This window comes from Methylovirgula sp. (assembly GCF_037200945.1).
In the GTDB taxonomy this organism is placed as follows: Bacteria; Pseudomonadota; Alphaproteobacteria; order Rhizobiales; family Beijerinckiaceae; genus Methylovirgula.
In genome coordinates, this window is record NZ_JBBCGP010000001.1 from 3,032,295 (window position 1) to 3,049,030 (window position 16,736).

The window sequence follows — 16,736 nt, forward strand, 5'->3', positions numbered from 1 at the left end:
TACTCACCTCAGATACGGCGAGATGTAGAAAGTCACGAAAACGGCGAGCCACGCCAAGGTCACGAAATGCCAATAGGCGCCGACGATGAGGGTCGGTGTATCTCGCCTTGCATCGACATAGCCAAGCAGCGACCAGGCAAGGACGGCGGCGACAGCAATAATTCCTACTATAAGGTGAACCAGATCGATGCCCGTGGTGGTAAAATACAGCGAGCTATAAAGGCTGTCGGTAAGTGCAAAAGGCTTGCTTTTCCATTCGAGCAATTCGAGCGCAACGAACACGAGCCCCAACAGTATTGCGGCAACGAGACCAAAACGATACCGGGGCGCTGCGCCGAGATAGAAACCGCGTTGAGCCCACCACATGGCTGTGCTGCTCAGAAACATCACAAGGGTGGCCGGCAGCGCATAGGTGAGACTTGGATGCGGCTCCGGCGTCCATGACGGCGGCAATTGCACGGCACAATAAAAATAGCTGAACAGCAGATAGCCGAAGAGCGCACCTTCCGTCACAATTACGCCGAGCATGCCGTACCAGCCGGAGGCGTGATAAGCGACAGTGCCGATGGGCAGGGCGCGCTGGACCGGCGTGGTCTCGTGCATAGGCACGTCGCTCATTGTGACGACTCCACTCTTTGCCCAAGTTCACGTTCCGGCCAAAGCCAGATGAGAATGGCCGCGATCACGACGAGGCAGCCGACCGCGGTCACAGCCCAAAGCCGCGACGGAATCAGCATGCCAGCAAAGATTAATGACGTGCCGACGGTGAGAATGAATGGGGCCGGACTGTCGAACGGCATTTTCAGGATTACGTCGGGCTCGCTGTCAAGCGCGGTGGTGCCGATCGTCTCGCGCTTGTCGTCAAGCGTGAATCCTTCGTCAAGCGTGGACGTGCCGTGGCTGTCGCCCAGCCGCTGCTCCCATAAGGGGTGGCGGCTGGCGACGGTCGGCAGGACGGCGAAATTGTAAGGCGGCGGCGGCGAGGACATCGACCATTCGAGCGTCGGTGCATCCCAGGGGTTGGGCCCCGCAATTCTGCCAGAGCGCAGGCTCACAAGTACATTGATGAACGTCAGCACGATACCAATCGCGAAGACGAACGCGCCGATGCTGGTCACCATGTTGAGAGTGTCCCAGCCCATATGCGCGGGGTAGGTATAGACCCGGCGCGGCATCCCGAGGAGGCCGGTCAGATGCATCGGCAGGAAGGCGACGTTGAAGCCGATGAACGATGTCCAGAAGCTCCATTTGCCGAGCGTCTCGTTCATCATCTTGCCGCTGAATTTCGGGAACCAGAAGTAGAGGCCGCCAATGACCGGGAAGAGATTGATGCCGATCAGCACGTAATGAATATGCGCGACCACGAAATAGGTGTCGTGCAATTGCCAATCGACGGGCACGGAGCCTGTCATAAAGCCGCTGACGCCGCCAATGACGAACAGAACGATCATGCTGGCGAAATAAAGGAACGCTGTGGTGATGACCGGGCGGCCGAGCCAGATCGTCAATGTCCAGGCGAAGACAGCGACGGCGCTCGGGATGGCGATGATGATCGACACACCGCTAAAGAACGACAACGCCAAAGTCGGCAAGCCCGTCGTGAACATATGATGCACCCAGACACCGAAGCCGAGCGTCATCGTCGCGAGCGTCGAGAGAACCACGGCGGTGTAGCCAACGAGCGGACGGCGGCAGAAGACCGGCAGTGCGTCGGAGACCATTCCCATCGCAGGCAGGACTATCGCGTAAACCCAGGGATGCGCGAAAATCCAGAATAAATGCTGCCACAGCAGCGGCTGGCCGCCCGCCGAGACATCAAAGAAATGCGTGCCGAAATTGCGATCCATCCACAGCAGGAAGAACGCGAGGCTGACGCTAGGGACGACGAGGATATTGGCGACTGAGGCGGTAAATGTTCCCCAGATCATAATCGGCACGCGGTTGATCGACATGCCGGGTGCGCGCAGACGCAGGAAGGTGACAACGAAATTCACCGAGCCAACGGTCGTCGAGATGCCGAGGAAGATCATCCCCAGCGCGTAGAAGTCCATGTTGAGGCCGGGATTATATTCCTTGTTCGCATAAGGGACGTAATTGAACCAGCCGTCGTTTGGCCCCGCGCCCATCGCAAAGCCCGTATACATAAAGATGCCAGCGGCGACGAAGAGCCAATAGGACAGCGCATTCACACGCGGAAAGGCCATGTCGCGCGCGCCGAGCAGAAGCGGCCAGAGGTAGTTGGAGAAACCGGACAGAATCGGCATGGCATAGAGGAAGATCATCGTCATGCCATGCGTCGAAAAGAGCTGATCGTATTGCTCCGGTGTCAGAAGATGCTGATCCGGCCGTGCAAGCTGAACGCGCATGATCAGAGCCTCGACACCACCCAGTGCGAGGAAGATGAAAGCCGTGAAAATGTACCGGATGCCGATCTCTTTATGATCGACGGACGAGAACCAGCCGAGGATGCCGGGCTCCGTCTCCCAGATCTTCGTCAATCTCTCCAGATAGCCCGGCGATGCGGTGCCGGTCGCCGGGACACGCTCGAAAGTCATGGCGACGGCCTCATTTCAATGTTTCCAGATAGGTCGTAACCGCGGAGAGCTGCGGCCCGGACAAATAAAGATCGGGCATTTTCGTGCCGGGCTTCACCGCCGATGGCTCAGCGATCCAGCCGGCCAACGCACCCGGCGTGTTCTCGAGCATCCCGGCTGCGAGTGTCTGGCGGCTCATGAGATGCGTAAGGTCGGGTGCGACGGAACCGCCGGCCGTGCTGCCTCTCACCGTATGGCAAGCGCCGCAATGTTCGACGAAGACATGTTCATCTTGCGCGATCAGGGGAGACGTCGGCGCCACCGCCGGTTGCAACTGATCCTTCAACCATTGCTCGAATTGGGCAGGCGGCTCGGCAATGACGTAAAATGCCATATGCGCGTGCTGCTCGCCGCAATATTGCGTGCATTGGCCGCGATAGCGTCCTGGCTTGTCGGCTTGCAGCCAGGTTTCGTTCGTCTGGCCGGGAATTGTATCGGTCTTGCCAGCCAGCGCAGGTACCCAGAAGGAATGGATGACATCGGCGCCAATAAGTTCGATACGAACCGGCCGGCTGACCGGGATGTGAAACTCATCTGCTGTGGTGAGAACCTTGCTCGCATCGTCGTTGAGATAGCGCGCCTTCCACCACCATTGGCCGCCGGTGATCTCGATCACCAGCGGTTTCTGGCCCGGCGGTGGTGCGTTGATTTTCGCAATGACGGCCATGGTCCAGACCGCAGAAATCATCAGCACAAACGTCGAAATGCCGACGCCCACGCCAAGCAGGCCCAAGCCCGAGCCGCGCCTATCGACGGGAACTTCGCCTAGCGGCGTTTCTGGCCGCACCCGCCGAGTTATGACGCCCACCACGACAAGGCCGGTGACGATCACGACGACGACGATCGAGATGATCAACAGCCCCCACGTCAGCGCAGTCACCGGATAGGCTTTGGTGCCGTAACCCGTCAGATACGACAACGGAGTCATCGGGACACCGCATTCGCGCGGGCCGGTGCGATCTCGCTGCGAATGATCTCCTGCCAGAGGATGAGCATCGAGGTAATGAAGAAGAGAACACAGCCCGGCACCCACATGATGGCACCGCCGAGTTGTTGATCTTGGAGCGGCGTCAGATTCCACACGACCGTGGTGAGGAGATGCGGCGTATAGAGCGCGCGCGGCGCAAAGGTGATGAGCGCACCGAGGAAGCCCATTTGGATGGATGAGAACAGGCCGGCAAGGACGACGTGCATCGCTTTCGCGGGAGGCGCGTCGATCAGACTGGCCCAAAGCCACAGCGCCGCGCCGTAGACGGATACATGCATGGACCAATAGACGAAGCTGCTGCGGAACGTCTCAGCATAGGGCGCCGGCGCATGCCAGAACCAGATGCTAGCTGCAAACAACGCCGCCGCACTGAGCGGCGCAATGCCCCTCGGTTTAGTTGCTGGGTTTGAGACATTTTCGACGCGCGTGAAGGGACGACCGGTCACAACAAGAGGAGCACCGATCAGCGCCAGAATGATGTGCTGGCCGACGCGGGCGGCGAACAAGGACACAGATAGGGGACAAAGCGGTGAGATTAATGCGAGAGCCGTAATCGCCCAGCCGACATAAAACGAGGCCTGCCGCCAAGCAGCTATTGCTTGGCCCTGACGGCGTGCCGCGGTCGCTTTCCACCCATAGGCAGCGGCGCAGACAACAAGCACGCTAATCAGAATCGGATCAAAATTCCAGCGAGCCCAAAGGTCAGCGGGCGCTGGCGGTAGACCACAATAAGGGGTCTGCAGGACCTGCGTGGACATACACTATAAATCCGAACTGGAGCTGCAACACACGATGTCAACAGTGACCAAACTCGGCACGGCGCGGAAAGTTTCTCAATAAGATGCTCGATTTGGCGCAACGCGACGGGGGAGAGCCGCGCCAGACGCTTGCTGCAAGGTAAGCGGTTAGCCGCGGCCGTTCAGGCTGTATAAGCGCCAGGGCATGAGAGCATCGATCTCGGCGTTGGGCCAGCTGTTGGCGAGACGCTCGAGCGTCTGCGCGAGCCAGGCGAGCGGATCGACATCGTTCATTTTTGCCGTCTGCAACAATGTCGCTATGGTTGCCCAGGTTCGTCCGCCGCCGTCGCTGCCGGCAAAGAGCGAGTTCTTTCGCGTGATTGTTTGCGGCCGGATGGCACGTTCCACAATGTTGGAGTCAATCTCGACGCGGCCATCGGTGAGGAAGCGTTCGAGCGTCGCCCGCCGTGAGATGGCGTAGCGGATTGCCTCCGCCAATTTGGACTTGCCGGAGATACGTGGAAGCGCGTCTTGCCAAAGCTTGAACAGATCGGCGACGATCGCGACCGAGGTTTCCTGGCGGGCTGCGACGCGTGCATTTGGATCTTTGCCGCGCACCTTCTCCTCGATCTCCCACAGCTGGGTCATGCGTTCGATTGTCGTGGTCGCGAGTTTGGAACTGCCGGCGATGTGCAGTTCGTAAAATTTTCTTCGAACGTGGGACCAACATCCCGCGAGCGTGATGGCATCATTGCCGCGGTCGGGCCGCGCAAGACGATTATAGGCCGTATACCCATCCACCTGCAGGATGCCCCGATAATTGTCGAGATGGCGGGCGACACATTCGCCCGACCGGCTATCCTCGAAGCGGTAGGCAACCATCGGCGGACCGCTGCCGCCGAAGGTCCGGTCATCTCGCACGTAAGCCCAGAGATAGGCTGTCTTGGTGCTGCCGGAGCCTGGTTCCAAGGTTGGCAGCGTGGTTTCGTCGGCGAAGATCCTCTCGGCCTTCTTGATCAGCGTGAGGACATGTTCGGAGAGGATATCGAGTTCAAATCCGAGCCTGCCCATCCATTGCGCCATCAGGGCTCGGTCGAGGTCCACCTTGTCGCGGGCGTAAATCGCTTCCTGGCGGTAGAGCGGCAGGCCGTCGGCATATTTTGAGACCGCGATCTGCGCCAGAAGCGCTTCGGTCGGGATGCCGCCCTCGATGATATGGGCCGGCGCCGGGGCTTGAATGACACCATCTTCGTTCTTGAAGGCGTATTTCGGCCGGCGCGTGACGATGACACGGAACTTCGCCGCGACCACATCGAGCCGCTCCGAGACATCCTCGCCGATCAGGATCTTCTGCTTGCCGGCGTGCTCCGGAAGCTCAGCCGGTTCGATAACGATCTCGACCCGCTCGAGATGCGGCGCAAAACCCTTGCGAGGCCGTGCGGCTCGTTTGGCCTTGTCAGGGTCCTGCCGTTTATCGAGCTCGGCCTGGATGGCCCCGAGCCCGGTTTGAACCTCGTCGAAGACGAAGGCACTCTGTTCATCGTCAAGCGCATTGGAGCCGAGTTTTTCGGAGCGGCGCCCGAACCTTGCCCGCTCCAGCGTCTTGAGGATCGAGGTCAGGCGCGCGATCCGTTCTTCGGCGCTCGCATTCAGGGCTTGAAGTTCGGCAACTTCACCCTTGAGAGCATCCGTTTTCTCAGCCATGGCCAGCACCATGGCTTTGAGCGCATCAACATTGTCGGGGAGATCGAAAACCGGCGCCGGCATGACGCAGATCAGAGCATATTTTCACCCCGGTGGCGCGCATTTTCGGCCGCGTGATTCACTCTGCCGCAGCGATTTACCCAACAAACTCAGGCGGCTTCACTGTCACCGCATGAACCCGCTTCCAATCCATGCCGTCGACAAGCGCCATCAGCTGCGCCTGATTGAGTTGAACCCGATGATGCCCGATCTTCGGCCAGCAGAACTGCGCTGTCTCCAGGCGCTTCGCATAAAGAACAACCCCGGACCCGTCCCAAAAGACGATCTTGATTCTGTCGGCCCGCTTGGCACGAAAAACATAAAGAGCGCCGTCGAACGGATCACTGCCGGCGTCCCGCACCAGCGACAATAACCCGTCCATGCCTTTTCGAAAATCGATCGGATGACTGGCCAGAAAAACTTTGACGCCGGACGGGATCATGCCGAGCGAACCGCGCGCACCACGCGCCGCAAATGTGCCTCATCAGCCATGGCGTCCGCACGGATGACAATATCGCCGACAACGATTTCGATAAATGCCGACGCGGACGTCGCGGGTTCAGGCGAGGCATCCAGCTGCGGCGCCGTCAGGCTGACCGATCCCTTACGCAGCGCCTTCCGACGCCAATCGAAGAGCTGCGAAGGGCCAATACCGATGCGACGCGCGATCTCCGACACGTTCGCGCCAGGCACCAGAGAGTCGGCTATCGCTTGATCTTTGAGCTCATCTGACCATCGCCGGCGCAGACGAACCGGAGCGCCCTCAAGACGTTCCGCAACCGCCTCGATCATATGGAAGCTTCTATCACTAGAACTAGGCGCAGACATAGAAGCTCACATCAATGCTTGTGATCCAGCATCAATAACTGCTCCCAAAATCCCATGCCAGATGGGATCACCTTGCTTTCAATTACCCATAAATTTTTGTCCCGATCGCAGCACCCAATTCGATATCCGTTAGCTTGGATAGACCGCGCCATATCACGATATTTCCCGGAGGTGGATCGCTGGCTCTCGCTAAGTATCCTCCAAGCCGCGCTACTTTAACGACGTAGTGCGAGAGCGTTTTTCGCCGAGTACTATCACCATTCCGATCTTTCACTAGATGATCGAGAAGCTTAATTTCGATCTCGGTCATCGCCATTTGCGGCGGCGCATTCGGCGTGGAACGATTGAGCATCGTCATCCAGAAGACGCGCCAACTCACAATACAGAAAACCGCGATCAGATTCACTAGACGCTCAGCGGTCCGCAGTTTCGACTCCTCCGCCTTGCAGCCTGATTTGAGGATTTTATGGAAGACCTCGATTTTCCACCGCATCGCGTACCATTCGAGCTTCTCGATGGTGTCCTTACGCGATTTAACTGGGAGATTGGTGAGAAGTTTCCACTCGATCTTCTTTCGTCGCTTTGGCATTCCTCGCTCTTGAGCATGGATCACGGTTAGATTAAGCGCTGGATATTTCTTCTGCTTGCCAATTGGTGGGAGGACTCGAAGTTTGCAGAAACGGATTTCGAGAAGTGCTTCATCTGAATCACCATTGCTGTCTTTGACTTCGATCCGATGTAGGCCTTTGATCGTAATCTCGTCCACTTCGTCGGCAATTGTATGATTGCCGTCCCCGGCAAGCCGATCAACACAGGTTCGCACAAGAAAATGCGTTCCAACCTCCTCAGCCAAGCAAAACAGCTCATAAATGTCGCTCTCGCGATCACCAATATGAACACATCGTCCGGGGGCAGCGAGAAGGTCGGTCGATTGCCGCAAATTCTCCAACCAGCGGATGCTCTCCTTATGCTCGATCGGAACCCGCGTCGGATTGACCTTTCGCTTCAGCGCCGTCGTCCCTTTGAACTTCTTGCGCGTCCAGAACTTGATGGCAGTCAGGCCGAACGGAAGCCCCTCGGTCGTCACGGCCAGGCTCGAATGCATGAGAACACCGCACTGCGTGCGCCCTGCCGTCTTACCCGTAAAGCCAATCAAATCCGGCTTCTCGCGCTTGAAACTGAATTCCGTCGTGTCATGGAGGACGAGGATCGGTCCCTCTGCCTCGGTCACGCGCCCACGCGTCGCCTCGAAATGGCCGCGAAGAATATCCGCCTCGTTGACCCGTTCGTTGGAGAAAAAGCGATAGGCAGCCTTCGTGTTGGCCCAATCCCGGCAAATCTGCGGGATGCTTTGACCCATGTCGCTCCCGATCTGCCCGAGCAATTTGCAAAACCGTCGCCCAAGACGCTCGTCCTTAAACTCGCATCCCGCAACTTCCCGATCAATCCACGTCTCGATATCGGATGTCAGTCGTTGAATAGACGCCGCCCCGCGCTCCTTCAACTTCAAACCCATTGAGCACCCCGTGATTTCGAATCAGGTGCTCAACAATGAATCACAACAGATTCCGCCAATACAAGATCCCGCCCGGGATACCCTGCGCAGAGCGGCCGCTAATTTATGGGTAATTGAAAGATCACCTTGCCGCTTACGTTTCAACAGCGAACGGGATGGCTGTTCAAGCCTACGCGCCCCATTCTTGCGGGAAAGGGCCGGAGTCCATGGTGCGCGATTTCGGCGGCCAGGGCGCCGTCAATCAGACTGGCGGCACTGTGGTCGTGACGCCTTTGTGCGGCGTTGTTGGGAGCTGCGCCTCAATCAACATCGGCAACAAGGGTGGTATCGGGACTTATGCCATCAGCGGCGGTGAACTGGATATCATCGGTGGCAACGACGTGATTGGCCGCGTGCTTGGAACGATGATGAGCAGCCTATCAGCCTCGAGGCTTCGCAATGCTTCGCGCAGGGAGGGGCGGCTCACGCCAAGACGCGCACAAATATCCGCTTCGATGAGACGATCACCCGGCTGAAACACGCGTGAAATAATTGCCTCGCGAAGGTTTCGCACGGCCTGAGTCTGAATGCTTTGGGTCAAAATTTTGAGATCCATCGTGCCTCAGACAATGTTGCAGCGATATATGTTTGGATCTGCCAGTTGTGTGAAGGATTATGCTCGTCTACGGCTCGCATATCTCCCTCCTGGGTCATGTTGCCGAACGGCCGCCGTCTACGGCAAAGATATGGCCGGTGACGAACGCGGCTTTATCCGAGGCGATGAAAAGGATCGCCTGGGCGATTTCCTCGGCCATTCCGGCGCGTTTCAAGGGCACGCCTGCAAGCATGGCGTCGCGCCGCTCACGTGTGACGGCAAAACGATGAAGCATCTCTGTCTCAACAGGCCCTGGCGCGATCGCATTGACGCGGACACCAAAGGTCGCGGCCTCTAAAGCGGCGACTTTCGTCAACCCTTCAATGGCATGTTTGCTCGCCGCATATATCGAAGTGCCCGGCGCGGCTTTGTGGCCGAGCGTGGACGAGATATTTATTATATTGCCGTGTCCTTGCGCGCGCATAACCAGAAGCTCATGCTTCAAACTCAATATAGTCCCAAGCACGTTCGTACCGAATGTTGAGGAATAACTATCGACCGTCTGGTCGATCAAAGGCCCGAGCCTCCCCTCAACGCCGGCATTATTCACCGCAACGTCAATTCGCCCGAAACGGGTATGGGCTTCGTTGATGAGGCGCTCAACATTTGCCTCGCTGCTCACATCGGCGTGGATGTAGAGCGAATCGCCGCTCAGTCTGTGTAATTCGGCAGCCAATTCGGTGCCAGCTTCGTCGCGGCGCCCAGAAACCACGACGTGAGCGCCTTCGCTTGCAAATGCCAATGCCGTAGCGCGGCCGATACCCGTGAGCGCGCCAGTGATCAAGACAACCGGATTATCCATGACCTTCCTTCCGTCAGTAGAGGCGCCCATCGCGCGAGCGAATTGCCGATTTTGTATGCGATAGCCGCCGCATATTTCATCTGCGACGAACCGCGTGGTTTTGTTTTTTAATTCCTTACGTTCAGCTCCAATTGACTCTTCTATATCTGTGATGTTTTACTGCCATATCAATAATGCAGTCTGAGACGGGACGACTGATGCAAAAAACTAAAGATGTCATCATTCTCAGGAATGCCCATGTCATCGATCCCCTGCATAAAATCGATCGTGTAAAGGACATCGTCATTCGCGACGGGAAAATTGGCTCCCTCGCGGACGTCAACGAAGCCGAGGCGCAGGTTATCGACCTTGCGGGATTCTACCTCTCCCCGGGATGGGTGGATATTCACGTCCACGCATATGGCACGCTTGGTTTTGCCAATCCTGATAGTGTCGGCGTCTATCAAGGCGTTACGAGCTTTGTGGAAGCGGGCGGTCCCGGTATCGGGACGCTTGACGAGTTTGTCGCGCTGATGGACGGACTCGAAACCAGCCTTTATGTCGGGCCATTCATTCGGCCAATGGGCCTGCTGGGCCTGAATTTCATTGAAGGCAATGTCAGAACACTTGGTGAAGTACCGATCACCAAATGGATCGACTTTGCCCAGGAACACCGCGATATCCTACGTTATCTGAAGTGCAATGCGATGGGTGATTATGGTCCGGGCACTTTGAACGTGACGAAGGGGCTCGCGCAGATTCTGAAATTGCCCCTCTATATGCATATCGGCGAATTCCAGAATCAGAAGCCCGAAGTTCTCCTTGCATATGAAGCGTTCAAGATCGCCGAGCCCGGCGATATGATCACGCATATTTATCACGGGAATCTCGGCCGGGTCGTCGACCAAAAAGGTAAGCTTTATCCGGTCGTGCGAGAGGCTGAACGCCGCGGTGTGCTCTTTGATCTCGGCTTCGGCGGTTATAATTTCTCGTGGGACGTCGCGGAACAGGCCTACGCCGAGGGGCTCCTGCCTTATACGATCAGTTCGGACCTGCAGCAGTTCAATGTCGTGCGGCCGGCAAAGTCACTCGCGAACGTGCTGAGCGTGATGATGCATCTCGGCATGACTTTGCCGCAGCTCATTGCCTGCGTGACGTCAAATGCTGCGCAAGCAATATCGTTGAATGACAGGGCCGGCGGTCTCGTCGAGGGATTCCCGGCGGACATCACAATCTTCAAAGTCGAAGACGGCGAATTCGAGTTGAGCGATTGTTACTCCCGCACGCGAACTGCGCGGCGGCAGATCGTCCCCGTGATGACCTTCAAAAATGGCAAGCGGTTCGACGTCGATATGGCGAAAGGGCAAGACGAATCGAATTGGTTTCTTCAGGTGGCTGAGGATCACGTCCCGCGAGCTGCAACAACCCTGAACGTGCAGCAAAGGGAATTCCTCGGTTCCCTTGCAGACGTGCTTTCGACCCGCGATTGGGTTTTATCCTCCGCGGAATATCTTGATGTCGAAAAGGCATTAGAATTGCAGGCTGCGTTCCACGCTACGCTTGAGAAAAATGGCTTATCACTGCGTGACGGACTCAATGCTGTCTATGACAGCTTTATCGACCAAAAATTCACGATGCAGATCGGGCTGTTTCTCATGCGTCTCGATCGCGCATTTGCCGTCAATCGAATGAAGGAAATTGCAGAAATGAAGAATTTTGCTTCGAGCAAAATCCAAGAGGTCTCTCATGCAAGCAACTAGCAGCCAAGAGCAGGATGCAGGTGCGGTTGCAGGCGTCGAGAATTGGCAGCACCTGGTGGAAGTTGATCCGAATGGAGTATTTCCTGCGCGTGCCCGCTACGGAAGCGAGTCAATCGTGATTTTCCGTACCAAGCACGGGTATCGCGGCACGAGCCGCGCGTGCCCGCATATGTTCGCGACGATGTTGAAGGCCGAGCTCGCGGTGAATGAAACGATGGTGCGTTGCCCGCTCCATGTCTTCACGTTCCGGCTCTCCGATGGGAAAGGTGTCAATTGTCCTGGGTTCCAGTTGGACATTTATGAGGTCGAAGAACGTGAGGGCGCATTGTATGCGCGGGCCGCGGACTAAAAGCACGACGGGGTCGAGTAGGGGCGACATAAAGATGGCGGTTGCGGGTGTGGAAGATATCAATGTCACGGCCGCCGAGAGGCATCGGCGGCCGCACATAAGTAGACGAATGAAGATTCTTGCCGCGCAGATTGTAATCATGTCGGCGTTTATTCTCGCATGGCAGTTTCTTGTACCCGAAAACGCGGTCCCATATTTTAGCCACCCGGACGCGGTGGCGCGCAAGTTGGTAGATTTATTGCGCGGTCGTGAAATCTATCGCGACATATGGGTGACGTTTGTCGAGATCGCGCTCGGCTATTTGTTGGGGGCCGTCGTCGGGCTTTCGCTTGGCTTCATTCTGGGCCGATCGGCAATTCTGTCGGATATACTCCAGCCCTTTATCATGGGGCTCTACAGCGTTCCAAAAATCGCATTGGCGCCTCTATTTATTGTCTGGCTCGGGCTTGGGTTGAGCTCGAAGGTGGCGGTTGTTTTCCTTTCGAGCTTCTTCTTGATTTTCTTCAACACGTATTCCGGCCTACAAACCATAAACGAAGAGTTGGTGCGGCTTGCACGTATCATGGGCGCATCGTGGCCGCAAACGGTCGTTCGGATCATTCTGCCAGCGGCGGCTGACAAGATATTCATTGGTCTTAAGACAGCCGTGCCTTACGCTGTAATAGGCGCGGTAATTGGCGAATATATAGGATCGAGCGAGGGGCTGGGATATTTCATACTCTATGCTTCCCAGACCTATGACACTCCGGCGCTATTCTCAGGAATTATCATCCTAGTCGCGATCGTATTCATAGCGAATAGCATCCTCTCAGCCTTTGAGGGACGCATCATTCGCTGGCGGAGTTCGCAGCAAGGCCAAACCGTTCAAATCTGATTGTTCTATACGGCCGGATTCGACCGACCGTATAGGATGCGCTGTGGCATTCTGAGGGGCGAAGAAATGATCGAACGTCGGCTTGTATTGAAGCAGGGTGCTGCAGCCGTTGCATCCATCGGCTTGGCGATGCCGACCTGGGGACGTTGGGCCTCAGCTCAATCTGCTCTGGTGCCAACGCAGGGTGTCTATTCGGCGCCGGGGATCACCTATTCCGGACTTTATATCGCGGACGCAGAAAAGCTGTGGGCGAAAAATGGCCTCGAGGCAAAGGTGCAGAGAGTACAGGGCGGCCCTCTCGCCATGGCCGCGCTTACGAATAAGGATGCGCAGTTCTGCGGGATCGCGTCAAGTGATCCGGTTATTGGATGGGGGAAGGGCATAGAGACCTTGACGGTTGCCGCCTTCACCGGGCGCCTTGCAATGCAATTCACCGCGCGTAACGATTGGCTTGCGCGACAGGGCGTCTCCCCGAGCAGCCCACTTTCGGAAAAATTGAAGGCTTTCAAGGGCGCGCGTTTGGGCGCTTCCACGATTGGCGGCGGTCCAGCGCAATATGCGCGATATCTCATTCGCCAGGGGGGAGTGGATCCGAATACGGATGTCAAAATTTTGGCGGTAGGCTTTGGCCCTTCGCGCGTCGCGGCTTTGCGCACGAATCAAGTCGATATCACAGTTGGCGATGCGCCAGAGGCTGACCAGGTCGAACTCGATGGCTTTGGGCATCTGTTCATCAACTGCAGCCAGGACGTTCCGATCTACTCGGAATTTCCTTACACGATTCTGTCCGTATCGCCGGAGTTCGCAGACAAGCGCCCCGATGTCGTAAGGCGTATCGCGCATACAATCGGTCAGGCGAATAATTACTACCACGCTAATTTCGGCAAGGTCGTGGACGTCATGCGCGGTGTTTATAAATCTGTTGACCCTCGGGCTATCGAGCGCGCGCTTGAACGAGACAAGTCGAGTTTCCCGCCGGGCGGTCGCATGACTGAGGCGATGTGGGTAAATATGAACAAGGTCGCGACGGATCTCAAAATGATCACCGCACCACTTCCCACGCGCGAGGGGACTTTCTGGACCAACAAGTTCACCGTTTAGTGGGAGGCGCTGGTTCTCCCGCAAGGAATATTATTTGATGACGATGATCGAAGCATCAAACGAAGATCCTGCACTTGCGTTCTCCCGCGTGAAGCTCGCCTACGGCGGCCAAGGGAACGATGCGCTCATTCTCGATCACGTCAGTTTCGATGTGATGCCAGGACAAATAACGACGGTGGTGGGGCCGTCAGGATGCGGAAAAACGACGCTACTGCGTCTGGCGGCGGGGCTTATCCGGGCATCCGGCGGCCACGTTCTGCAACATGGTCGTGTGATCGATGGACTGAATACAAAAGTCGGATTCGTCACACAGGAAAGCAACCTTTTTCCGTGGTTGACGACCTTGGGTAATGTCGAGTTTCCGCTCGCGATCAGGGGCGTGCCGAAGAAGGAGCGGCGCGAGCGCGCAATGTCTTGGCTGCAGATGGTGGGCCTCGACGGATTTGAAAACCATTATCCGTCGCAACTCTCTGGCGGCATGCAGAAACGGGCGGCGATCGTCAGAACGCTAGTCTACGAGCCGGAGGTTGTCCTATTCGACGAACCGTTTGGCGCGTTGGATGCGCAAACGAGAATGTCTTTGCATCATCAACTTCTTCAATTATGGCATAACCGCCGGAATACGATGTTCTTTATCACTCATGACCTTGTCGAGGCGATCACTCTGTCGGATCAGGTCGTCGTCATGACACGCCGGCCCGCGCGGATTAAAGAGATCGTCAAAGTACCGTTGAAGCGACCGCGCAATGTTTTCGAGATATTTCTAGAGCCGGGATTCGACGAAACCTACGCCGCCTTATGGAAACACTTCAAAGGTGAAATCAAACAAAACTAACGTTATGAAAAGGTGGCATTGCAAAACTAACGGCGTCAACATGCACCGAGCCAAACCTGCATATTCAGACAGGTCTATCAAGTACTGACGAAGAGTTCATCGACCGGGGGTACCGACGAAATAAGGCCTAGTCCTTGAGTGTAGCGCGCGATCGTTTCAATGTTATTCCGGTTTTGATCGCCGAGACCATAAACCCAGGGGTCGTCGCCAAGAATGCAACGCTCCTCCTCCCATCGTGCGCCGAACCAGGCGAGAGGGATAGTACGATCGCGACGCATTCGATCGTAAGCGTAGCGCTTCGACGTTTCAAATGCCGCGGTCAAGCTTCCAGTCAACCACGGGTTGTCTGCTATCAGCGTGCTTTTGATGGCGGTGACATGCATAATAGGAAATAGGCTTGTCGTCCGATGATAGGCAAGCTCACGCTCGGCATAATCCGGAAAGAGCCGCACGATATTCGGATCGCCTCTGGTAAAGACTTCCGGTAATTGTGGAGTGATGACTGCGTCGACTTCGCCGCGTAGCAGCATTTCAACGACATTCGTCCCCGCCGGGGCGCGCGCAAGCTTAAGATCGGCAGGGGCGGAAAAGCCAATGTCCTCATCGCGTTCCGTTACCCATGTCGGCGCGCGTTGATTGACGCCAAAATCGTCGTTCAGAACACCGCTCGCCCACACGACAGCAGCGGCCTGAAGATTGGGACAGCCGATCTTCGCATGTGCCAGATCAGTCGGCTGCTTTACGCGTCCGGCTGGATTGACGAATATGCTTCCGTGGCGAAATTTGCGGAATAAGAAAATAGGCAACGCAGTAATTGGTACGCCGGCCTCGCGCGCTATCAGATATGTGCAAATATTGAGTTCGCAGATATCGAAAGCCAAATCGCGCACCATGGCTTTATGGCGTGCCGGATTTGTCATTTCGGGCTGAAACCGAAGCTCGACGTCACGCGGGCGAACGGAGCCATCTTCCAAAGCTCGCGCGATCTCGAAGGGGTCGCAGGCGGCCGTCAATATCAAAGACATAGTAATCCTCAGCTATATTGGGCAGGTCGCGTCGGTCTCGGCTAAATTGCGGGTGCAATGAAGGTCATCTCTTTGAGCTGCAGGGGCGCTCCAAAATAGGCCTCGCGGAAAGCCTCTTCGCTCACAAAATCCGAACGCGGAAGATGACGAAATACATAGCTAAAACGAAGCTCGGTCTTGTCGAACGGGTAAGGCGAGGCCACAACGGCGCCATCCGGGTGGAGGGACATATCGATCTGGACTGTCTTCGACGTATCCCCATAGCCTAGCGGGACAGGATCGAAGGTCGCACCCGTGAATTCCTTCACGCAAAATGCCAATGAGAAGACGTCGAGAAACTGTAGCAGCCGATAATTCGTCAAAAACTCCTGGCTGTCATATTTGCCCATGAAAGCGTCTTGTTCCGCTTCGAATTTTGCGATGAATGCCTGCACTTGGGGTTCGACGATCGCTTTATTCAGCGGCGTTGGTTGCCTAACGAGTCCATAGCGCTGACGCCAAAGCCCTGTCCGATGCCGGCTCATAAGCAGCCCCGCATATTCGTCGATATTCATCATCCAATGAATTGCGTTGCCAAACTCAGTCAGCTGCGCATCGGAATTGGGCACCTCGAAAAATGTCGGAGCAGTTTTGGTTTTCGGATCATAAGTCGGTGCGGATTCGTATCGATTCCAACCAAAGTCGTGGAACATGGCTGCCCGGATCATCGACTCCCGCGGCCGAAGTGTTGCAAAGACTTCGTTTCCCCAATGGGCAGCGAACTGTGCGGAGAGTTTCGCGTGATCCGTCTGATTCACGAGGATCAGTGATCCGTCCTGTTGTTTCCTCACGATCATACGTCAATTACCTTCGCGCGTTCCTAGAGCTGGCAGCTACATTGAGGGGTAGCCGTTTGCTAGCTGGAGATCCGGATATCAACCTACAGTCCGATCATGCATCGATTGAATCTCCCCCCGGGGCGCCGGCGTTCG

Annotated in this window: 17 protein-coding genes; 5 read left to right on the top strand and 12 right to left on the bottom strand. The window is 56.4% G+C overall.

The genetic code is table 11. The features are described 5' to 3' along the window. Window positions 1–3 precede the first annotated feature (3 nt). From WDN02_RS14740 to WDN02_RS14785, 10 genes are all read right to left on the bottom strand, one after another. Window positions 4–618: a cytochrome c oxidase subunit 3 gene (locus tag WDN02_RS14740; protein ID WP_337294210.1), complete on the bottom strand. Its 615-nt coding sequence runs from the start codon at window positions 616–618 to the stop codon at window positions 4–6. Further along, complete coding sequence (gene ctaD, locus WDN02_RS14745) at window positions 615–2,555, bottom strand: cytochrome c oxidase subunit I (RefSeq protein ID WP_337294211.1); 1,941 nt, start codon at window positions 2,553–2,555, stop codon at window positions 615–617. Before ctaD ends, WDN02_RS14740 begins: the two co-directional genes overlap by 4 nt. Window positions 2,556–2,565: 10 nt before the next feature. Next, entirely contained in the window at window positions 2,566–3,522 is a 957-nt protein-coding gene (coxB, locus tag WDN02_RS14750) for a cytochrome c oxidase subunit II (RefSeq protein ID WP_337294212.1), read from the bottom strand. Continuing rightward, window positions 3,519–4,340 carry a cytochrome c oxidase assembly protein gene (locus tag WDN02_RS14755; RefSeq protein ID WP_337294213.1) on the bottom strand — a complete coding sequence of 274 codons (822 nt, stop codon included), beginning with the start codon at window positions 4,338–4,340 and terminating at the stop codon, window positions 3,519–3,521. Before WDN02_RS14755 ends, coxB begins: the two co-directional genes overlap by 4 nt. Before the next feature lie 147 nt (window positions 4,341–4,487). Beyond that, complete coding sequence (locus WDN02_RS14760; RefSeq protein WP_337294214.1) at window positions 4,488–6,086, bottom strand: IS66 family transposase; 1,599 nt, start codon at window positions 6,084–6,086, stop codon at window positions 4,488–4,490. 73 nt (window positions 6,087–6,159) lie between these two features. Continuing rightward, window positions 6,160–6,504: an IS66 family insertion sequence element accessory protein TnpB gene (gene tnpB, locus WDN02_RS14765; protein WP_337292070.1), complete on the bottom strand. Its 345-nt coding sequence runs from the start codon at window positions 6,502–6,504 to the stop codon at window positions 6,160–6,162. Further along, complete coding sequence (locus WDN02_RS14770) at window positions 6,501–6,854, bottom strand: transposase (protein WP_337291549.1); 354 nt, start codon at window positions 6,852–6,854, stop codon at window positions 6,501–6,503. The genes tnpB and WDN02_RS14770 overlap by 4 nt, the downstream gene beginning before the upstream one ends. A gap of 118 nt (window positions 6,855–6,972) precedes the next feature. Then, a complete protein-coding gene (locus WDN02_RS14775) occupies window positions 6,973–8,406 on the bottom strand; it encodes an IS4 family transposase (RefSeq protein WP_337294215.1) in 1,434 nt (477 codons plus the stop codon). A 334-nt stretch (window positions 8,407–8,740) separates the two neighbouring features. After that, the gene (locus WDN02_RS14780; protein ID WP_337294216.1) at window positions 8,741–9,001 is read right to left on the bottom strand and encodes a GntR family transcriptional regulator; all 261 of its coding nucleotides are present in this window, start codon (window positions 8,999–9,001) and stop codon (window positions 8,741–8,743) included. Window positions 9,002–9,095: 94 nt separating this feature from the next. After that, window positions 9,096–9,842, bottom strand: a complete 747-nt coding sequence (locus tag WDN02_RS14785; RefSeq protein ID WP_337294217.1) for a glucose 1-dehydrogenase — start codon at window positions 9,840–9,842, stop codon at window positions 9,096–9,098. Between the two features lie 197 nt (window positions 9,843–10,039). On the opposite strand from WDN02_RS14785, the gene WDN02_RS14790 reads away from it, so the two are divergent. From WDN02_RS14790 to WDN02_RS14810, 5 genes are all read left to right on the top strand, one after another. Beyond that, window positions 10,040–11,581, top strand: a complete 1,542-nt coding sequence (locus tag WDN02_RS14790; RefSeq protein ID WP_337294218.1) for an amidohydrolase family protein — start codon at window positions 10,040–10,042, stop codon at window positions 11,579–11,581. Next, complete coding sequence (locus WDN02_RS14795) at window positions 11,568–11,930, top strand: Rieske (2Fe-2S) protein (RefSeq protein WP_337294219.1); 363 nt, start codon at window positions 11,568–11,570, stop codon at window positions 11,928–11,930. Before WDN02_RS14790 ends, WDN02_RS14795 begins: the two co-directional genes overlap by 14 nt. Window positions 11,931–12,039: 109 nt before the next feature. Beyond that, entirely contained in the window at window positions 12,040–12,804 is a 765-nt protein-coding gene (locus WDN02_RS14800) for an ABC transporter permease (RefSeq protein WP_337294220.1), read from the top strand. A gap of 66 nt (window positions 12,805–12,870) precedes the next feature. Then, window positions 12,871–13,905: an ABC transporter substrate-binding protein gene (locus tag WDN02_RS14805; protein ID WP_337294221.1), complete on the top strand. Its 1,035-nt coding sequence runs from the start codon at window positions 12,871–12,873 to the stop codon at window positions 13,903–13,905. Between the two features lie 37 nt (window positions 13,906–13,942). Beyond that, on the top strand, window positions 13,943–14,740 hold the full coding sequence (locus WDN02_RS14810) for an ABC transporter ATP-binding protein (RefSeq protein WP_337294222.1): 798 nt from the start codon (window positions 13,943–13,945) through the stop codon (window positions 14,738–14,740). 77 nt (window positions 14,741–14,817) lie between these two features. Here the strand turns inward: WDN02_RS14810 and WDN02_RS14815 are convergent, their stop codons facing one another. Together WDN02_RS14815 and WDN02_RS14820 are read right to left on the bottom strand one after the other, a co-directional pair. Next, the gene (locus tag WDN02_RS14815; RefSeq protein ID WP_337294223.1) at window positions 14,818–15,765 is read right to left on the bottom strand and encodes a hypothetical protein; all 948 of its coding nucleotides are present in this window, start codon (window positions 15,763–15,765) and stop codon (window positions 14,818–14,820) included. A gap of 41 nt (window positions 15,766–15,806) precedes the next feature. After that, entirely contained in the window at window positions 15,807–16,601 is a 795-nt protein-coding gene (locus tag WDN02_RS14820) for a DUF3891 family protein (protein ID WP_337294224.1), read from the bottom strand. Window positions 16,602–16,736: the final 135 nt, after the last annotated feature.